The organism is Streptomyces sp. R-74717 (assembly GCF_047305335.1).
Taxonomy (GTDB): domain Bacteria; phylum Actinomycetota; class Actinomycetes; order Streptomycetales; family Streptomycetaceae; genus Streptomyces; species Streptomyces atratus.
Genome location: NZ_CP102361.1, coordinates 5,165,206 through 5,182,792, shown reverse-complemented (window position 1 = coordinate 5,182,792; position 17,587 = coordinate 5,165,206). Strand labels below are relative to the sequence as shown.

The 17,587-nt window shown below is 69.6% G+C and carries 14 protein-coding genes; 4 read left to right on the top strand and 10 right to left on the bottom strand.

What is annotated here, in order from left to right:
* Positions 1–16 precede the first annotated feature (16 nt).
* Both NRF20_RS23650 and NRF20_RS23645 read right to left on the bottom strand, forming a co-directional pair.
* Entirely contained in the window at positions 17–418 is a 402-nt protein-coding gene (locus NRF20_RS23650; protein WP_398628310.1) for an RNA-binding S4 domain-containing protein, read from the bottom strand.
* 60 nt (positions 419–478) lie between these two features.
* Entirely contained in the window at positions 479–2,158 is a 1,680-nt protein-coding gene (locus tag NRF20_RS23645) for a hypothetical protein (protein WP_398628311.1), read from the bottom strand.
* A gap of 314 nt (positions 2,159–2,472) precedes the next feature.
* Between NRF20_RS23645 and NRF20_RS23640 the strand changes: the two genes are divergently transcribed.
* Positions 2,473–4,398 carry a VWA domain-containing protein gene (locus NRF20_RS23640; protein ID WP_413753234.1) on the top strand — a complete coding sequence of 642 codons (1,926 nt, stop codon included), beginning with the start codon at positions 2,473–2,475 and terminating at the stop codon, positions 4,396–4,398.
* Here NRF20_RS23640 and NRF20_RS23635 read toward each other — a convergent pair.
* Positions 4,332–5,552, bottom strand: a complete 1,221-nt coding sequence (locus NRF20_RS23635) for a sensor histidine kinase (protein WP_413753233.1) — start codon at positions 5,550–5,552, stop codon at positions 4,332–4,334. The genes NRF20_RS23640 and NRF20_RS23635 overlap by 67 nt on opposite strands.
* Positions 5,549–6,202: a response regulator transcription factor gene (locus NRF20_RS23630; protein ID WP_413754597.1), complete on the bottom strand. Its 654-nt coding sequence runs from the start codon at positions 6,200–6,202 to the stop codon at positions 5,549–5,551. Before NRF20_RS23630 ends, NRF20_RS23635 begins: the two co-directional genes overlap by 4 nt.
* 148 nt (positions 6,203–6,350) lie before the next feature.
* Here NRF20_RS23630 and metG point away from each other — a divergent pair, with 148 nt between their 5' ends.
* Positions 6,351–7,955: a methionine--tRNA ligase gene (gene metG, locus NRF20_RS23625; RefSeq protein ID WP_398628314.1), complete on the top strand. Its 1,605-nt coding sequence runs from the start codon at positions 6,351–6,353 to the stop codon at positions 7,953–7,955.
* A gap of 86 nt (positions 7,956–8,041) precedes the next feature.
* On the opposite strand, the gene NRF20_RS23620 is transcribed toward metG, so the two are convergent.
* Together NRF20_RS23620 and NRF20_RS23615 are read right to left on the bottom strand one after the other, a co-directional pair.
* Positions 8,042–8,623, bottom strand: a complete 582-nt coding sequence (locus NRF20_RS23620; RefSeq protein WP_398628315.1) for a Uma2 family endonuclease — start codon at positions 8,621–8,623, stop codon at positions 8,042–8,044.
* Between the two features lie 67 nt (positions 8,624–8,690).
* Positions 8,691–9,515, bottom strand: coding sequence for a L,D-transpeptidase family protein (locus NRF20_RS23615; protein WP_413753232.1), 825 nt, complete (start codon positions 9,513–9,515; stop codon positions 8,691–8,693).
* Between the two features lie 561 nt (positions 9,516–10,076).
* On the opposite strand from NRF20_RS23615, the gene NRF20_RS23610 reads away from it, so the two are divergent.
* Positions 10,077–10,673 carry a dihydrofolate reductase family protein gene (locus NRF20_RS23610; RefSeq protein ID WP_413754596.1) on the top strand — a complete coding sequence of 199 codons (597 nt, stop codon included), beginning with the start codon at positions 10,077–10,079 and terminating at the stop codon, positions 10,671–10,673.
* Positions 10,674–10,787: 114 nt separating this feature from the next.
* Here NRF20_RS23610 and aspS read toward each other — a convergent pair whose 3' ends face one another.
* A complete protein-coding gene (aspS, locus tag NRF20_RS23605) occupies positions 10,788–12,572 on the bottom strand; it encodes an aspartate--tRNA ligase (protein WP_398628317.1) in 1,785 nt (594 codons plus the stop codon).
* Positions 12,573–12,768: 196 nt separating this feature from the next.
* Here aspS and NRF20_RS23600 point away from each other — a divergent pair, with 196 nt between their 5' ends.
* Entirely contained in the window at positions 12,769–14,859 is a 2,091-nt protein-coding gene (locus NRF20_RS23600; RefSeq protein ID WP_413753231.1) for a SpoIIE family protein phosphatase, read from the top strand.
* 44 nt (positions 14,860–14,903) lie between these two features.
* Here the strand turns inward: NRF20_RS23600 and NRF20_RS23595 are convergent, their stop codons facing one another.
* The 3 genes from NRF20_RS23595 to NRF20_RS23585 form a co-directional block, all read right to left on the bottom strand.
* Entirely contained in the window at positions 14,904–15,959 is a 1,056-nt protein-coding gene (locus tag NRF20_RS23595) for an AI-2E family transporter (protein WP_413753230.1), read from the bottom strand.
* 50 nt (positions 15,960–16,009) lie between these two features.
* Positions 16,010–16,966 (bottom strand): pirin family protein, encoded by a 957-nt coding sequence (locus NRF20_RS23590; RefSeq protein WP_114245439.1) that lies wholly within the window; start codon positions 16,964–16,966, stop codon positions 16,010–16,012.
* 143 nt (positions 16,967–17,109) lie between these two features.
* Positions 17,110–17,550 (bottom strand): SseB family protein, encoded by a 441-nt coding sequence (locus NRF20_RS23585; protein WP_072487501.1) that lies wholly within the window; start codon positions 17,548–17,550, stop codon positions 17,110–17,112.
* Positions 17,551–17,587: the final 37 nt, after the last annotated feature.

The window sequence follows — 17,587 nt, the reverse complement described above, 5'->3', positions numbered from 1 at the left end:
CGCCGGACGGCCCCGGTCACCCCGTGGGCCCGGCCCCCCGCAACCGCTCCATCTCCCGCCGGTCCCGCTTCGTCGGCCGCCCTGCGCCACGGTCCCGTACCGGAACCTGGACCGCCACCTCGCGCGGCGGCGGAGGCGGGCTGTTGTCGATGAAGCAATCCGCCGCCACCGGAGGGCCGACCCTCTTCTTCACGATCTTCGACACGACGACGATCCGGTCCCGGCCCGCGTGCCGGAGCCGTACCTCGTCGCCGACGTGCAACGCCTGGGCGGGCTTGGCGCGCTCGCCGGCGACCTTCACATGTCCCGCGCGGCAGGCGGCAGCGGCCTGCGAACGGGTCTTCGTCAGCCGGACCGACCAGATCCAGACGTCGACCCGAACGCTTCCCTCCGCCTGCGGCGCCTCACCGGAAACCATGCAACCGACTCTAGTGCGGCACGCGCGTCGGGTCAGGTCATGCGGATCAGGTCATGCGGATCAGCCGAAGTCGCTGATCACCTCCGCCATGTTGTAGCTGTACACCTCACGTTTGCACGCCCCGCACTTGCTCGGCGCATGCTCGCTCAACGACCAGAGCTGCGGCGGGAACCCGTCACCGCGCCCGTGCGCGAGGTAGAGGTCCTCGGGCCCGAACGCCGACTCCAGGGTCTTCGCGTTGCCGACGAGCCGGCTGGTTCCGTCGACCGTCTCCGGCGTGGCCTGGAGCAGCCGGCCGTTGTCGTAGCCGTTGCTGCGGTGGAAGTACCACTTGCCCTCGTACCGCGTGACGCCCTGGATCTTGTGCCACAGATCCTCACCGTTGAAGGTGGCTCCGGTGGGCAGACCGTAGGCGAGGTCGGCGTTGGCCACCGTGCCGGTCGCGCCCTCGACCGCGGCCGTCAGCTCGGTCATCGGATACGTACCGACACGGCCGGGGCTGCTGCCGCCGTTGTTGGTGTTGCAGTACTCACCGAGAACCATGTGGTCGGTGTCGGTGCGGTCCAGCGAGATGTACGAGGCCTTCGGGCGCCCGGTGGCGTAGCACTGGTTCCCGCTGGTGGTTCCGCCGTTCTTCGCGGTGGTGAACTTCAGCGTGGCGACCTGCGGCATGACATAGCGGTAGCCGTAGGAGTACCAGACGTTGCTCTGCCTGCCGACCCGCTTCTTGTCCAGGACGTCGCTGACCAGACCGTCCGGCGTCGGGTCGTTGACGTCGGCGTTGTTGTCCGGGTTGAGGTCCATGATCTTGCGCAGGTCGAAGACCCGCATGCCGTTGGCGGTGTCGGCGACGTACAGGTAGTTGCCGTACCAGACCATGCCACCGGCGTGAATGCCGTTCTGCGCCGCGCAGGAGGACGTCACGCTGGTGGTGCACTTGCCCTCGCGCGCGTGCAGAGCATCGAAGGAGATGTGGTCCTTGGAGTTCATGTACGGCCAGACCAGCAGCACATGGCGGTACATCTGGGTGGCCTGGTTGAAGAAGCTGACCCGGATGCCCTTCTCGTTGCAGGCATCCGATGCGGAGTCCTGGACGCAGTTGTCGCGGCCCGCGGTGAGGTCACTGCGCCCCGGGTTCTCCGCGTCGTAACCGGCCACGGCGATCGGCTCGGCGTTCGACGTGCCCCAGTCCTCGTCCTCCTGCGCGTCCGAGACCCCGGTGATGGCCTGGGGTACCCACTCCGAGGAGGTGGCGTCGTCGCTCTTCCAGCAGACGCGGTGGTTGACCGCCAGATCGGAACCGTAGATACCGGCGGTTCCACAGGCCCCCTCCCAGCCGGCGGGCCGATTGGCCTGTTCCATCAACTCGGTGAGGCCCTGCTTGGGCAGCGCGGCGTCCAGTTCGGTGACGAGTGCGGAGATATCGGTGCCCGTCGCCAGCTTGAAGTCGGCGGCCCGGCCGGGGACGGGGGCGGCAGGAGCGGCGGCGCTCGGGGCGGCCGAGGCGGTTCCGGCTCCGGTTCCGGCGAAGTCGTCCTGCTCACCCTCGGGTTCGTCGTCGAAACCGTCGTCCGGCATGCCCTCGTGGCCCGGTGCGGGATCGTCCGCGGCCGATGCCGCGGACGACGGGGTAGCCGCCTGGGCGACGGTGGCACCAGCTGCCGGTGCGAGGCCGGAAAGTATCGCCCCCGCCGCCACGGCACAGGCCGCAAGACGTGTTCTGCGGGATCGTTTTCCCATGTGAGGACCCTTCTTGATAACGCATGCGGATAAAACAGACAACGGCGTGTCTGACTATTTGTCAGGCACACCGGCCGCTCACGCTAACAAGGCAACTCGGGACCAGATAGGCACATTTGAACGACGTACATCAGGCCCGCACGGCATGCGCACAGGACTCGGTCAGGGATCGGTTGCGGCTCAGTTGTCCCACGGGCGGGCCGCACCGCCGAACGGCCGGATCCGGCCGCTAACCTTACGTATCCGCCCTGGCCAGGGATGAATCCCGCAGGTCGGACATTTATCGCACCCAACTCACGCGAAAGGCCTCGCCCATGGGCATTCGGAGCTTGCTGCGCAAGGTGTTCGGCCGCGACCGCGCGGAGCAGGACGCGCCGACGGCCACGGTCCCGCCCCAGACCGAACGCACCGCACCCGCGGAGTCGGAGCCGGTCACGGTAACGGTGGACGAGTCGGCTGCGGAGACCGCCTCGGTGCGCGAAACCGCCTCGGCCACCAAGGCCTCGGTACCGGCCCCCGCCTCTCACCGGTCCGCCACCGGCGACAGCGGTCTGGCATCGGACCTGGTGGCGGCGGCCTTCGACAAGGCGTCCATCGCCACGGTCCCGGCACAGGGCTCGGCCCCGAAGCCTAAGCCGAAGCCGGCGGAGCCGGAGCCGGAGGCCGAGGTTGCGGAGCCGGTGGCTGCGAAGCCCGACGAGGTCGAGGTCGAACCGGTGGCTACGAAACCGGAGGCTGCACCCACTGCCGAGGTCGAGTCGGAGCCCGCACCCGTCGTCGAGGTCGATCCCGAGGCCGCGCCTGCTGTCGAGGTCGAGCCGGAGGCCGCGCCCGCTGTCGCTGCCGCCGAGGCCGAGGCTCCCGCCGAGCCGCAGCCCGTTGAGGTCGTGGCCCCCGCCGAGCCGGAGGTTGCACCCGCCACCGAGGTCGAGCCGGAGCCCGCACCCGTCACCGCCGAGGCCGAGCCGGAACCCGTCGAGACCGAGGCACCCGCCGAGACCGAGCCGGAACCCGTCACCGCCGAGACCGAGCCGGAGCCGGTGGCCGAGGCACCCGCCGAGACCGAGCCGGAACCCGTCACCGCCGAGACCGAGCCGGAGCCGGTGGCCGAGGCACCCGCCGAGACCGAGCCGGAGCCCGCACCCGTCACCGCCAAGGCCGAGCCGGAACCCGTCGAGACCGAGGCACCCGCCGAGACCGAGCCGGAACCCGTCACCGCCGAGACCGAGCCGGAGCCGGTGGCCGAGCCCGCCACCGAGGTCGAGCCGGAACCCGCACCCGTCGTCGCCAAGGCCGAGCCGGAACCCGTCGAGACCGAGGCACCCGCCGAGACCGAGCCGGAACCCGTCACCGCCGAGACCGAGCCGGAGCCGGTGGCCGAGCCCGCCACCGAGGTCGAGCCGGAACCCGCACCCGTCACCGCCAAGGCCGAGCCGGAACCCGTCACCGCCGAGACCGAGCCGGAACCCGTCGAGACCGAGGCACCCGCCGAGACCGAGCCGAAGGCCGAAACCGCGGCCGGCACGGCCCCCGATGCAACCCCGACCCCCGAGCCCGCCCTCCCTCTCGCCCAGGTCAAGTCCCAGGCGCCCGGGCTCGTCGACTCGTACAAGGCCGCCCAGGCCGGGCTGGAGGCGCACGGGCTGACCGGGCTGCGCGCCACCGTCTACCTGGTCCTCGACCGCTCCGGCTCCATGCGGCCGTTCTACAAGGACGGCAGCGCCCAGCACCTGGGCGACCGCACCCTGGCCCTCGCCGCCCACCTGGACGAGAACGCCACCGTCCCCGTCGTCTTCTTCTCGACCGACATCGACGGCACCGGCACGGTCGGCCTCACCTCGCACGAGGGCCGGATCGACGAGCTGAACGCGGGCCTGGGCCGCCTCGGCCGTACGAACTACCACCGCGCCGTCGAAGAGGTCGTCGCGCACTACGAGAAGTCGGAGGCCACCGGCCCCGCCCTGGTGATCTTCCAGACGGACGGCCCGCCGGACGCCAAGCAGCCCGCCAAGCAGGCACTGGCCGAGGCGGCGCGGCTGCCGCTGTTCTTCCAGTTCGTCGCGTTCGGCGACGAGGACGCGAAGGGCTTCGACTTCCTGCGGAAGCTGGACGTCCCGAACGCCGGGTTCTTCCACGCGGGCCCCGCCCCCCGCGAGGTCGCGGACACCACGTTCTACCGCGAGGTCCTGGCCGCCCTCCCCGCCTGGATCACGGCCCGCGAAGCTGCGGCCGAGAACTGATCCACCGGCAGGCGTACGGTCACGGCGAGTCCACCCTCGGGGCCCGGCACCGCCGTGACCGTACCGCCGTGCGCCACAGCGATAGAACGAACGATCGAGAGACCGAGCCCCGACCCGCGCCCCATCCGGTCCTTGCCCTCGCCCCGCCGGAACGGCTCGAACAGCCCGGGGATGTCCGCCGCGTCCACCACCGGCCCGGTGTTGCGCACCTCCAGCAGCACCCCGTCGCCCGCCGTCACCAGGGACACCTCCACCGCCCCGTCGGGCACGTTGTACGTGACGGCGTTGGCCAGCAGATTCGCCACCAGCTGGGCGAGCAGCAGCCGGTTCCCCCGTACCGCACAGGGCCCGGCATCGGCCTTCACTCCCGGGTGCCGGGCGGCCTCCTCCGCCACCACCTGGGCAAGGTCCACCGCTTCCCGCTCGCTCGCAGCGAGCCCGCGCTCGCTGCGCGCCAGGACCAGCAGCCCCTCGATGAGCCGCTCGCTGCGCCGGTTGTTGTCCAGGAGAGTCTGCCGGGTCCGTACGAGATCCTCCTCGGACGGATCGTCGAGGCCGATCTGGATCGCGGCCCGCTGGGTGGCGAGCGGTGTACGCAGCTCGTGCGAGGCGTTGGCGATGAACCGCCGCTGACTGTCGAACGCCTTCTCCAGCCGGGCCAGCAGCGCGTCGAACGTGTCGCCGAGTTCCTTCAGTTCGTCGTCGGGGCCGCTGGACGCGATCCGTTCGTGCAGGGTGTGCTCGGAGAGCCGGCGCGCCTTCGCGGTCATGGCGTGGACGGGCCGCAGGACCCGCCCCGCGGTCCACCACCCCACGCCGACCGCGCAGGCCGTCATGACGAGCAGCGAGGCCGCGGACCACACGAGCAGTTGATGACCGGCCGCGTCGCTGACGTCGTCGGTGAGGTCGTAGACGGTGGGCGGCCCGAGGGTGCGCCGGGTGACGAGAGGGCCGTTCACCGCGTATCCGGGCTGGACGACCACGGCCGTGCGGGCGATGTCGCGTGCCTGGGAGTCCGTACCCGCTCGGGCGGCAAGGTTGACGGTGGTGAGCATCGCCGTCCCGAGCACCAGGAACACCCCGCCGTACACGAGCGCGATCCTCGTCCGGATCGTGGAGTGCTGGACACGCGGAACGCGCAACGGACGCTTCACAGGGCGTACCCCACACCCTGCACCGTACGGATCAGGGCCGGTTCCCCGAGCTTCCCGCGCAGCTTGCTCATGCAGACGCGGACCGCGCCGGTGAACGGATCGGCGTTGGCGTCCCAGGCCCGCTCCAGCAGCTCCTCCGCGCTGACGGTCCCGCCGTCGGCCTCCAGCAGCAGTTGCAGCACCGAGAACTCCTTCGGCGAGAGGTCCAGCTCCCGCCCCTCCCGGGAAGCGGCGCGCCGTACGGTGTCGAGCCGGATGCCGTGCCGCTCCAGCTGCGGCGGTACGGGGCGGGCGCTGCGCCGCCGCAGCGCCCGTACCCGCGACACCAGCTCGGGGAACTCGAACGGCTTGCCCATATAGTCGTCGGCGCCGAGGTCGAGACCGGCGACCCGGTCCTCCATGGAACCGGCGGCGGTGAGCATCAGGATCCTGGTCCGCGAGCCGGAGGCGACCAGCCTCCGCGCCACGTCGTCGCCGTGCACCCGCGGCAGGTCGCGATCGAGGACGACGACGTCGTAGTCGTGCAGCCCCAGGTAGGCGAGGGCGGCATCGCCGCTGTACACCGTGTCGACGGCGAACCCCGCCCGCCGCAGCCCGGTGGCGACCAGCTCCGCCAGGATCTCCTCGTCCTCGGCGACCAGTACCCGCATCGTGATGTCCCCTGCCTCGTGCATGCGTGTCCACTCCCTCCCAGGATGCGTCTTTGTTACGGGAAGGAATGTTTCGCAAAGGTCTCCACGCACTGGGCCCGGTTTATCGGTGTGAGTTGATCTTCCGCAGGCCGTTAGGATTTCGACCATGGCGGCCACTGGATCCGAGAAGCAGGGGGCGACGGCGTACTACGTCTCGACCCCCATCTACTACGTCAACGACGCTCCTCACCTGGGCCACGCCTACACGACCGTCGCAGGCGACGTGCTCACGCGCTGGCACCGCCAGCGCGGCGAGAAGGTGTGGTACCTCACCGGCACGGACGAGCACGGTCAGAAGATCATGCGCACTGCCGAGGCGAACAACGTCACTCCGCAGGAGTGGTGCGACAAGCTCGTCGAGGAGGCATGGAAGCCCCTCTGGGAGCACCTGAACATCAGACACGACGACTTCATCCGTACGACGGAGAAGCGGCACACCGACCGGGTGCAGGAGTTCGTGCAGGACCTGTACGACAAGGGCGAGATCTACAAGGGCGGGTACGAGGGCCCGTACTGCGTGGGCTGCGAGGAGTACAAGCTCCCCGGCGACCTCATCGAGGACGAGAACGGCGTCAAGCTGTGCCCGATCCACAAGAAGCCGGTGGAGATCCTCAAGGAGGAGAACTACTTCTTCAAGCTGAGCGCGTACGGCCCGAAGCTGATGGAGTTCTACGCGAACAACCCGGGCTTCATCCAGCCCGAGTCCGCCCGCAACGAGGTCGTGAACTTCGTCAAGCAGGGCCTGCAGGACCTCTCCATCTCCCGCTCGACCTTCGACTGGGGCGTCCCGGTGCCGTGGGACGAGAAGCACGTCATCTACGTGTGGGTCGATGCCCTGCTCAACTACGCCACGGCGGTCGGCTACGGCGCCAACCAGGAGAAGTTCGACGGAACCTTCCCCGCCGACGTCCACCTGGTCGGCAAGGACATCCTCCGGTTCCACGCGGTGATCTGGCCCGCGATGCTGATGGCGCAGGGTCTGCCGCTGCCGGGCCGGGTCGCGGCCAACGGCTGGCTGATGGTCGGCGGCGAGAAGATGTCGAAGTCGAACCTGACGGGCATCAAGCCGCAGGACCTGACCTCGCACTTCGGCGTGGACGCGTACCGCTGGTACTTCCTGCGCGCCATCGCGTTCGGCAGCGACGGCTCGTTCTCCTGGGAGGACTTCTCCGCCCGCTACACCTCCGAGCTCGCCAACGACTACGGCAACCTCGCCTCGCGTGTCGCCGCCATGGTCGGCAAGTACTTCGGCGGGGCGCTCCCGGAGGCCACCGCCGCGGGTGACGCCGAGAAGGCGGTCCAGGAGGGGCTGGCGAAGGCCGTCGCCACGGCCGACCAGAAGATCGGCGAGGAGCTGGACTTCCAGGCCGGCATCCTGGCGATCTTCGACTTCGTGAAGCAGGTCAACGGCTACATCACGGAGCAGGAGCCCTGGAAGGTCGCCAAGGACACCTCCCCCGAGGGTCAGGCCCGCCTCGCGACGATCCTCTACACGGCCGCCGAGTCGCTGCGCGGTATCGCGGTCCTGCTGAACGCCGTCATGCCGGAGACCTCGCAGAAGCTGTGGGACTCCCTCGGCGCCGAGGCATCCCTGGGCGCGCTGTCCGACCAGCGCGTACAGGACGCGGGCACCTGGGGCCGGCTCCCGGTGGGCGCAACGGTGACGAAGGGCGCGGTGCTGTTCCCCCGCCTGGAGGAGAAGCCGGCGTAGGCAACGGGCGCACGCACGTACACACGGCGAAGAGCCGGGACCGCACGATGGGTCCCGGCTCTTCGCCGTGCTCTACCGCCTTCGGGTCAGCGGACCCAGTTCTTCAGTGGCTCGGTGTCCAGTGCGATGCCCACCGGGTCGGGCAGTTCTACGGTCTTCCCGTACGGCACCGTCACCACCTGCTCGTACCGCACGCCGTCGGGCTGCGAGTGCACCTTGACCTCGCAGGTGCCACGGTCGATGAGCAGATAGACGGGAATGCCGGTCTCGGCGTACGCCCGCGGCTTCTCGACGCGGTCCCGGCGGTCGGTGTCCTCGTCGTACGAGGTGACCTCGACGACCATCAGGACGCCGTCGGGGCTGGCCCACTCGCCCTGGCCGACAAAGTTTTCGAGCGGGGCGAGTGCACCATCCGGACGCGCGTTGCCCTTGCGGTACGTCTCGATGTGCAGTCCCTGTTCGGCGAAGAGCCAATGACCCTGGCCCGACTGCATGCAGATCTGCGTCAGCCACGCGATGATCCGCCCGTGATCCCCGTCCGGCACAGCCTTGACCCCCAGTTTCCCGTTCACGAACTCCAGACGCAGTGCCTCTTCGGCGCGTATGGCGTGACGGGCAAGGTCCTCGAAGACCTCCTGGGTCAGCACACTCTCCTCGACCACACTCATCACTGCCTCCTGAAGGAAACGGGCTCCCTTCAGCGTACGGGCCCGACGCCGGGCCCGTACCCGGGATTCACCGCTCCAGCCCCTGTGCGTCCCCCATCACGACGACCGGCTTCTTCGCCGGGTCGAGAAGCTGCAGCAGTTCCCTCATCCGGTCCTCGGGAAGCGAGATACAGCCCTGCGTCGGGCCGTCGTGGTCCACATGGATCCAGATGCCGCCGCCCCGCTCCTGGCCGAGCGGACGCTTCTGGTCCAGGGGTGAGGCGCCGGGGATCCGGTTGTAGTCGATGGCGATGACATAGTCGAAAGAACCCTCCAGCGACTCCCCGTCGAACCCCTGGCCGCTCAACGCGAACGCCGGGCTCTGGTTGTACGGGAGCATGGTCCCCGGGGGGTCGAGCAGGCCGCCCGCGGACGTCAGTCCGTAGACCCCGGTCGGGGTGCGGAGGTCGTCCTCCCAGTGCTCGTCCGTCCAGCCGTTCAGGGCGTTGCGGGCCGGCCAGCGTTCCGTGGCCGCGCGCCAGCCCTGGGCGGGGTCGTCGCGGGTGTACAGGACCGCGGTGGACAGGCTGGAGTCGTAGGCGTCGCCGGTGACGACGAGTGCCTGCCGCGAATCCGCCGGGATCGCGAACCTGGTATTCGGCCCCAGCGCGGGGATCTCGCGGGGGCTGATGCGCGGCGCGTACGGACCGGGGGCGGCCCGCCCCCGGTCCCCGTCGGCCTGGGGACCCGCGACACCTGCGGAAACCGTGGCGCCTACCCGGACGTCGCGGGTTCCCCTGGCATTATGGGAGGTGTTGTCGCAGGCGGTGAGCAGCAGAATCGCGGCGGCACACGTTCCGACGCAGACGGCGTACGGGGGGCGCCGGGCAGCCGACGGACGGAACACGGACACGGGTACTCCTCAGCGGTCGTGGTCGAAGGCAGCACGGGCGAGTTCCCCGTCACGCCTCGTCCCGCTGAACCCAGTTAACGCCGCGACACGTGAGCGCGAATCCGCACGAGGGCCATACGGCTGTACCGCCCGCCGGACACACCCGCGGAAAAGGCCCGGAACCGTTTCGTGGGTGTACGTTCCGGGCCCTTCGCCCTACCAAGGGCCCGGCCGCATTACGCCTGCGCTGGGCGGGCCGCGTACTACGCATCGGCGTCTGGGACGCGGACCCCACCGCACCCGCGCCACCGCTGCACTCATCCACAGAAGCCGAGACCGGGCGCGGTCTCGACCTGGTCCGCAACAGCACGGACGGCCGGGGCTGGTATTCACTCGATTCGTCAGGCGATTCCGGAAAGTTCGTGTGGTGCGAACTCCTGGCCGCCCAGCGGGACATGGCCCCACCGTTGCGAGCAATCCAATGACCGTGGGCCAGATCCGCAATCTGCCACAATCGCCACACAGGCATCGCCTATACAACGCATCCTGATCACCCAACCAACACGGATGAACGGACACGGCGTGCGCAGACTCGTCCACTACATCGCCACCACTCTCGATGGCTTCATCGCGGGCCCGGATGGCGCGGACCCCACTGGTCCGAACGGCTTCTGGCCTATACCGGAGGACTACATTCAGCACCTCGTGGCCGAGTACCCGGAGACGCTGCCCGTCCAGGCCCGGCAGGCGCTGTCCGTTACGGCGGGGGGCACGCACTTCGACACCGTGCTCGAGGGGCGGCGCAGCTACGAGATCGGTCTTGCGGCCGGGATCACCGACGCCTACCCCCACCTGCGGCACCTGGTATTTTCCCGGACCCTGACCGAGAGCCCGGACCCGGCCGTCGAACTGGTCGCCGACGACCCGGTGGCGACCGTGCGGGGGCTCAAGCAGCTGGACGGCAAGGACATCTGGCTGCTCGGTGGCGCCGAGCTGGCGGGCTCCTTGTACTCCGAGATCGACACGCTGATCCTCAAGGTCGGCCCGCTGACCATCGGCGACGGAATCCCTCTGTTCTCCCGCAAGGCCGCCTTCGACCCGCGCACCTGGACGCTCACCGACCACACCGCCCTCAAGAGCGGCGCAGTGTTCCTCACCTACACGCGCGTCACCAGCTGAGCACTCCGGGCGGGCGGCGCTGTGCGAGGCCGGGCTCGGGCGCGCTCAGCGAACAGCCCCCGGCCGTCCGGCCGGGGGCTGTTTCACGTGGAACCAGGGGAAGGAACCGGGTGATTACTTCTCCGTCTTGTCCTTTGCCGTCGCCGCAGGCTTGCGAAGCTGGATGTTCAGCTCGCGCAGGCGGGACTCGTCCAGCTCCGTCGGGGCGCCCATCATCAGGTCCTGGGCGTTGCCGTTGAGCGGGAAGGCGATCGTCTCGCGGATGTTGGGCTCGTCGGCCAGGAGCATCACGATGCGGTCGACGCCCGGGGCGATGCCGCCGTGCGGCGGAGCGCCGAGGCGGAAGGCACGGAGCATGCCCGCGAACTCGTGCTCGACGGTCTCGCGGTCGTAGCCGGCGATCTCGAAGGCCTTGAGCATCAGCTCGGGCTCGTGGTTACGGATGGCGCCGGAGGACAGCTCGATGCCGTTGCAGACGATGTCGTACTGCCAGGCGAGGATGTCCAGCGGGTCCTTCTCCTCCAGGTCCTTGAGGCCGCCCTGCGGCATCGAGAAGGGGTTGTGCGAGAAGTCGATCTTCCCGGTGTCCTCGTCCTTCTCGTACATCGGGAAGTCGACGACCCAGCAGAACCGGAAGACGCCCTCCTCGAAGTGGCCGGCACGCTTGGCGGCCTCGACGCGGACGACGGACATGATCTTGGAAACCTCGTCGAACTCGCCCGCGCCGAAGAAGACCGCGTGGCCGGGGACGAGGGACAGACGCTCGGTGAGGGTCTTGATGTCGGTCTCGGTCAGGAACTTGGCGATCGGACCGGCAAGGGTGCCGTCCTCGCCGACGCGGACCCAGGCCAGGCCCTTGGCACCGTGCTGGACGGCGTAGTCGCCGAGGCCGTCGAAGAACTTCCGGGACTGACCCGCGGTGTCCGGGACCGGGAGGGCACGGACGTGCTTGCCGGCGAACGCCTTGAACTCCGAGTCGGCGAAGATGTCGGAGATGTCGACGAGTTCCAGCTGGGCCCGCAGGTCCGGCTTGTCGTTGCCGTACTTCAGCATCGCCTCGCGGAACGGGATGCGCGGGAACGGCGAGGTGACGTGGCGGCCGTTGCCGAACTCCTCGAAGAGCTCGGTCATCAGCGTCTCGATCGGCCGGAAGACGTCCTCCTGCTCGACGAACGACATCTCGACATCGAGCTGGTAGAACTCACCGGGCGAACGGTCGGCACGGGCGTCCTCGTCGCGGAAGCACGGCGCGATCTGGAAGTAGCGGTCGAAGCCGGAGATCATCAGCAGCTGCTTGAACTGCTGCGGGGCCTGCGGCAGGGCGTAGAACTTGCCCGGGTTCAGGCGGGACGGGACGACGAAGTCACGAGCGCCCTCGGGGGACGTCGCGGTGAGGATCGGGGTCGCCATCTCGTTGAAGCCGAGGGCCACCATCTTGGCGCGGATGGAGCCGATGACGGCCGAGCGCAGCATGATGTTGCGGTGCATGCGCTCGCGGCGCAGGTCGAGGAAGCGGTACTCCAGGCGCCGCTCCTCGTTGACCCCGTCCTCGGCGTTGATCGTGAAGGGCAGCGGGGCGGCCTCGCCCAGCACCTCGACCTCGGTGACCTCGATCTCGATCTCGCCGGTCGGGAGCTCCGGGTTGACGTTGTCGGCGCCGCGCGCGGAGACCTTGCCGTCGATCCGTACGACGGTCTCCTTGGTGAGCTTCGCCAGGGCCTCGTTGCCGGGGGTGCCGGGACGGGCGACGAGCTGCACCAGACCGTAGTGGTCGCGCAGATCGATGAAGAGGATGCCACCCAGGTCTCGGCGATTGTGCAGCCAGCCGCTCAGCCGGACGTCGGTGCCGACGTCAGAGGCGCGGAGCTCGCCGCAGGTGTGGGACCTGTACCGATGCATTCTCGTTCATCCAGTCTTCGCGGTTCGGGGTGGATTCAGCCTCCCCAGGCTACCGCCCGCACCAGCACGGAATCATTGACATTGACATTTCAAGATCATCCAGGGCGCGACGGGCTGGTGGTGGACCGTGTCCGGGCGTGCCCTGGGCGGCATTCCTCGGTGGCGTTTGCGGAGCAGATCTTCTTAAATTGGGGCAATGCGCACCGAGGACGTCCTGGCCGCGACCGCGACCGGCCTGTGGCGCTGGGACAACGGAACCGGGACCGTGACGCTCGATGCGGAGGCGGCCCGGCTGCTCGAGCTGCCCGTCGCTGCCGGTGTCTTCCGCGAGTCCGCAGTGCGTTCCCGTTTCCATCCGGTCGACTGGAACGAGATCTACGGGGTGGTGAATCTCGCGGTCGCCGAGGGCACCCTCGCCGAGGCCCGGCTGCGGATCGTGGACGAAGGCGGCCGGGTACTGCGTACCGTACGCAGCCGTTCCAAGCCGCTCCCGCCCGAGGAGCCGGGCAGCACGGCCTATGTGCTGGTCGGCACCCTTCAGGAGGTCGCCGAGCCGCAGCCCGGCACCACCGGGGCGCACACCCCCATCACCGGTGACTGGCGCCGCTCCCGCGAGGCGTTCCTGCTGGACGCGGGACGGGCGCTGGCCGAGGCCCGGTCGACCGAGGAGGTGCTGCGGGTCGCCGCCTCGCTCTCCATGCCCGGATTCTCGCCCGACGGTCTGGCGGTCTTCGGCATCGCGGGCGAACGGCTGACGATCATCGGGCACCACGGGCACCAGATGGGCGACGAGGGCCCGTTCGACGACATGCCGCTGGAGACCGACTATCCGGCCGCCGAGGTCATACGGACGGGGCGGGCCATCTATCTGTCCTCGCCCGAGGACTACAGCCGCCGCTACCCGGCCACCTGGCCGCTCGCCGGCCGCTTCGGGCGCCGCTCGTGGGCCTTTGTGCCGCTGATCGTGGCGGGGCGCACCATGGGCGCCTGGATGGCGGGGTTCCGCCACCCGGTGTCGTTCTCGCCGGACGAGCGGTCCGTGCTGACGACCGTGGCCCGGATGCTCGCCCAGGCGCTGACCCGGGCCGGGGTCGCCGAGACCGAGCGGGAGCTGTCGCTGGGACTGCAGCGCTCGATGATGCCCTCCCTCGGCCCCGACATCCCGGGGATGGAGGTCGCCGCCCGCTACATCCCGACCGGCGGCGGGCTCCAGGTCGGCGGCGACTGGTACGACAAGATTCCGCTCCCCAACGGCCGTATCGCCCTCGTCATCGGTGACGTCCAGGGCCACGATGTGCGAGCCGCGGGCCTGATGGGGCAGTTGCGGATCGCCCTGCGCGCGTACGCCGCCGAGGGGCACCGCCCGGATGCGGTGCTCTCCCGTGCGTCGCGGTTCCTCTCCGGGCTCACCGATGCGTACGAGGACGGGGAGGAGACCGGGCCGCGCTTCGCGACCTGTCTGTACGCGGAGGCCGACCCGGAGACCGGCGTCCTCGACATCGCGCGGGCCGGCCACCCCGATCCGGTGGTGATGACCGCCGACGGGACGGCGCTGATCCGCCAGACCGAGGGCGGGCTGCCGCTCGGCGTCGAGGCGGACGCCGACTATCCGACGACCCGGCTCACCCTGGAGGCCGGAGAAACGATCATGCTCTGTACTGACGGGCTGATCGAGACCGGCGGCCATGACATGTGGACCGGCTGGGTCCGGCTGCGGCCGGTCCTGGAACGGGACACGTCCGATCTGGAGAAGCTCGCCGATGCCCTTGTCCAGGCCGTGCACGGGCCGACGTCGCACTACACGACCGGGCCGCTTGCGGACCGCCGGGAGGACGACATCGCGTTGCTGCTGCTGCGGCGCGACGGTGGGACGCCGAGGGAGACGGCGCCGAGGCGCACCGCGCTGACCATCGCGCAGGCCGAGCCGGCGCGGGTCGCGGCGGCCCGGCAGCAGCTGCGGGAGCTGCTGCACGACTGGGCGGATCCGGAGCAGGTCGACGCGGCGGTGCTGATGGTCTCCGAGATGGCCACCAATGTCCTCGTCCACACGGACGGGGACGCGCTGATGGTCGCCCAGGCGACGGGGGAGCACGGCGAGCGTCGGCTGCGGGTGGAGGTGGCCGACGGCAGCGATGAGCTGCCGCACAAGCGGCGGCCCGGGGAGATGGCTTCCAGCGGACGGGGGCTGCTGCTGATGGAGATGCTCGCCGATGCGTGGGGTGTGGATCCGCAGGGGGCGGGGAAGTCGATCTGGTTCGAGCTGTACGAGTCGGGGGCAGGGGACTGAACCGGGTCGTCGTGCTCGCGCCTTGCGCGTGGACGGTTCCGTCCTCAAACGCCGGACGGGCCGGAACGCTCTCCGCGCAGTTCGCCGATGATGCCGAAGGCCGCCGCGCAGGCCGGTACCGCGAGCAGCATGCCCAGCAGGCCCGCCACGCTGGCGCCCGCGGTGATCGCGATCATGATGGTGGCGGGGTGCATCTGGACCGTACGGCTCTGGATCATCGGCTGCAGGACATGGCCCTCCAGCACCTGTACGGCGAGCACGACCCCCAGCGCCCACAGTGCGATCACGAATCCCCGGTCGGCGAACGCGACCAGGACCGCGACCGCACCGGAGAGGAACGCCCCGAGGTAGGGGATGTAGGCGCCGACGAAGACCAGCGCACCGAGCCCCACCGCGCCCGGCACCCGCAGGATCAGCAGCCCGACCGTGATGCAGACGGCATCGATCAGCGCGATGAACGTGGTGCCGCGCATGAAGCCCTGGACGGCTTCGAAGGCCCGCCGCCCCATGGCCTCGACCAGGCCCCCGGTACCGCGCGGAGCGACCGCGTGGGCGAGACTCACGGCCTTGTCGGAGTCGCGCAGGAAGAAGAAGGTGAGCAGGAGGGCGAGGACACTGGTCGCGAGCAGCGAGCCGATCAGGCTGATCCCGGAGAGGAGCCCGCCCGCCGCGCTCGCGCCGAACCTCTGGACGAGTTTCTGGGCGTTCGCGACGAGGTCGTTCACATTGGTCTGCTTGCTGATCCCGAAGTGGTCGACGACCCACTGCCCGGCGTCCTTCAGCGAGCGGACGATCTGGTCACCGGTGTCGACGAGCGCGGTGACGACGATGTAACCGGCCCCGCCGACCACCGCGACGAGCAGGGCGCAGGTGAGCCCCGCGGCCAGCGAGCGGTTCATCCCGCGGGCGGTCAGCCGGCGGTGGACCGGGCCGAGCAGCGCCGTACCGAGGAGCGCGAGCAGAACGGGGGTGACCGCGGTCTTGAAGATGATGCACAGCCAGACCGCGACCGCGGCAACCCCGGTGACGAGAAGAACGACACCGCACCAGGCGGCTGTACGCCGCGCGCCGTCGGGCAGGAGGGGGTTTGGGGTCTGCACCCTCCCACCCGATCACGGTGCGGGTGTGATGTCCACTCCGTCCGCCGGTCTCACATTCCGTGGACGGCGGGCACCGTACCGAGGCGGCCGGCCTGGAAGTCCTCGAAGGCCTGCTTCAGTTCGGCCTGACTGTTCATCACGAACGGCCCGTAGTGCGCCATCGGCTCGCGGATCGGACGGCCGCCGAGCAGGACGACCTCCAGGTCCGGGGCGTTGCCGTCCTGCTTCTCGTCCGCGCGGACGGTCAGCGAGGAACCGGCGCCGAAGACCGCGGTCTGCCCCATGTGGACGGGGCGGCGCTCCGCACCGACGGTGCCGCGCCCGGCGAGCACGTACGCGAGTCCGTTGAAGTCCTCGCGCCACGGCAGGGTCACCTCGGCGCCGGGGCGGACGGTGGCGTGGATCATCGTGATCGGGGTGTGGGTGATGCCGGGGCCCTCGTGCCCGTCGAGCTCACCGGCGATGACGCGGAGCAGCGCGCCGCCGTCCGGGGAGGCGAGGAGCTGGACCTGGCCGCCGCGGATGTCCTGGTAGCGGGGGTCCATCATCTTGTCGGCCTTGGGCAGGTTCACCCAGAGCTGGAGGCCGTGGAAGAGACCGCCCGACATCACGAGGGACTCCGGCGGGGCCTCGATGTGGAGGAGGCCGGACCCGGCGGTCATCCACTGGGTGTCGCCGTTGCGGATGGTTCCGCCGCCGCCGTTGGAGTCCTGGTGGACGAAGGTTCCGTCGATCAGGTACGTGACGGTCTCGAAGCCGCGGTGCGGGTGCCAGGGGGTGCCCTTCGGCTCTCCGGCCGCGTACTCCACCTCGCCCATCTGGTCCATCATGATGAACGGGTCGAGGTACTTGTAGTTGATCCCGGCGAACGCGCGGCGAACCGGGAAGCCCTCGCCCTCGAATCCGCTCGGCGCCGTGGTGACGGCGAGCACGGGACGGGCCGTGGCGTCGCCCGAGGCGGCGACCTTGGGCAGGGTCAGTGGGTTTTCGACGGTCACTGCGGGCATGGGAGCCACCTCCGGGATTGTCCTGAGTTCAATTTAGTTGAATGGTGAACATCCCGCAAGGCGTCGTTCATTCCCGCACCGCCCACGACAACGAGAAGGGGCCCGTACCGATCGGCACGGGCCCCTTCCGGAAGACTCGGACGTCAGCCGTACATACGGCGCATCGCGAAGTCGACCATCTGCTCCACGGCCTTGGCGTCGAAGACCATCCGGTGCTCACCCTCCATGTCGAGGACGAAGCCGTAGCCGGTCGGCAGCAGGTCGATCACCTCGGCCCCGGTGATCACGAAGTACTTGGACTCCTTGCCCGCGTACAGCCGCAGCTCCTTGAGCGTGGTGAACATCGGGATCACCGGCTGCTGAGTGTTGTGCAGCGCGAGGAATCCGGGGTTGTCGCCGCGCGGACAGTAGACCTTCGACGTCGCGAAGATCTGCTGGAAGTCCTCGGCGGACAGCGAGCCGGTGGTGAAGGCCCGCACCGCGTCCCCCAGGGACGGCGGCGAGGGCTCGGGATACAGCGGCTGCTCGCCGTAGCCGCCACCCATCTGCTGCTGTGCGCCCGGGTTCTGGTCGTAGCCGTACATACCGCAAAGAGTAATCGGACACATCAGGCCCTTGAGG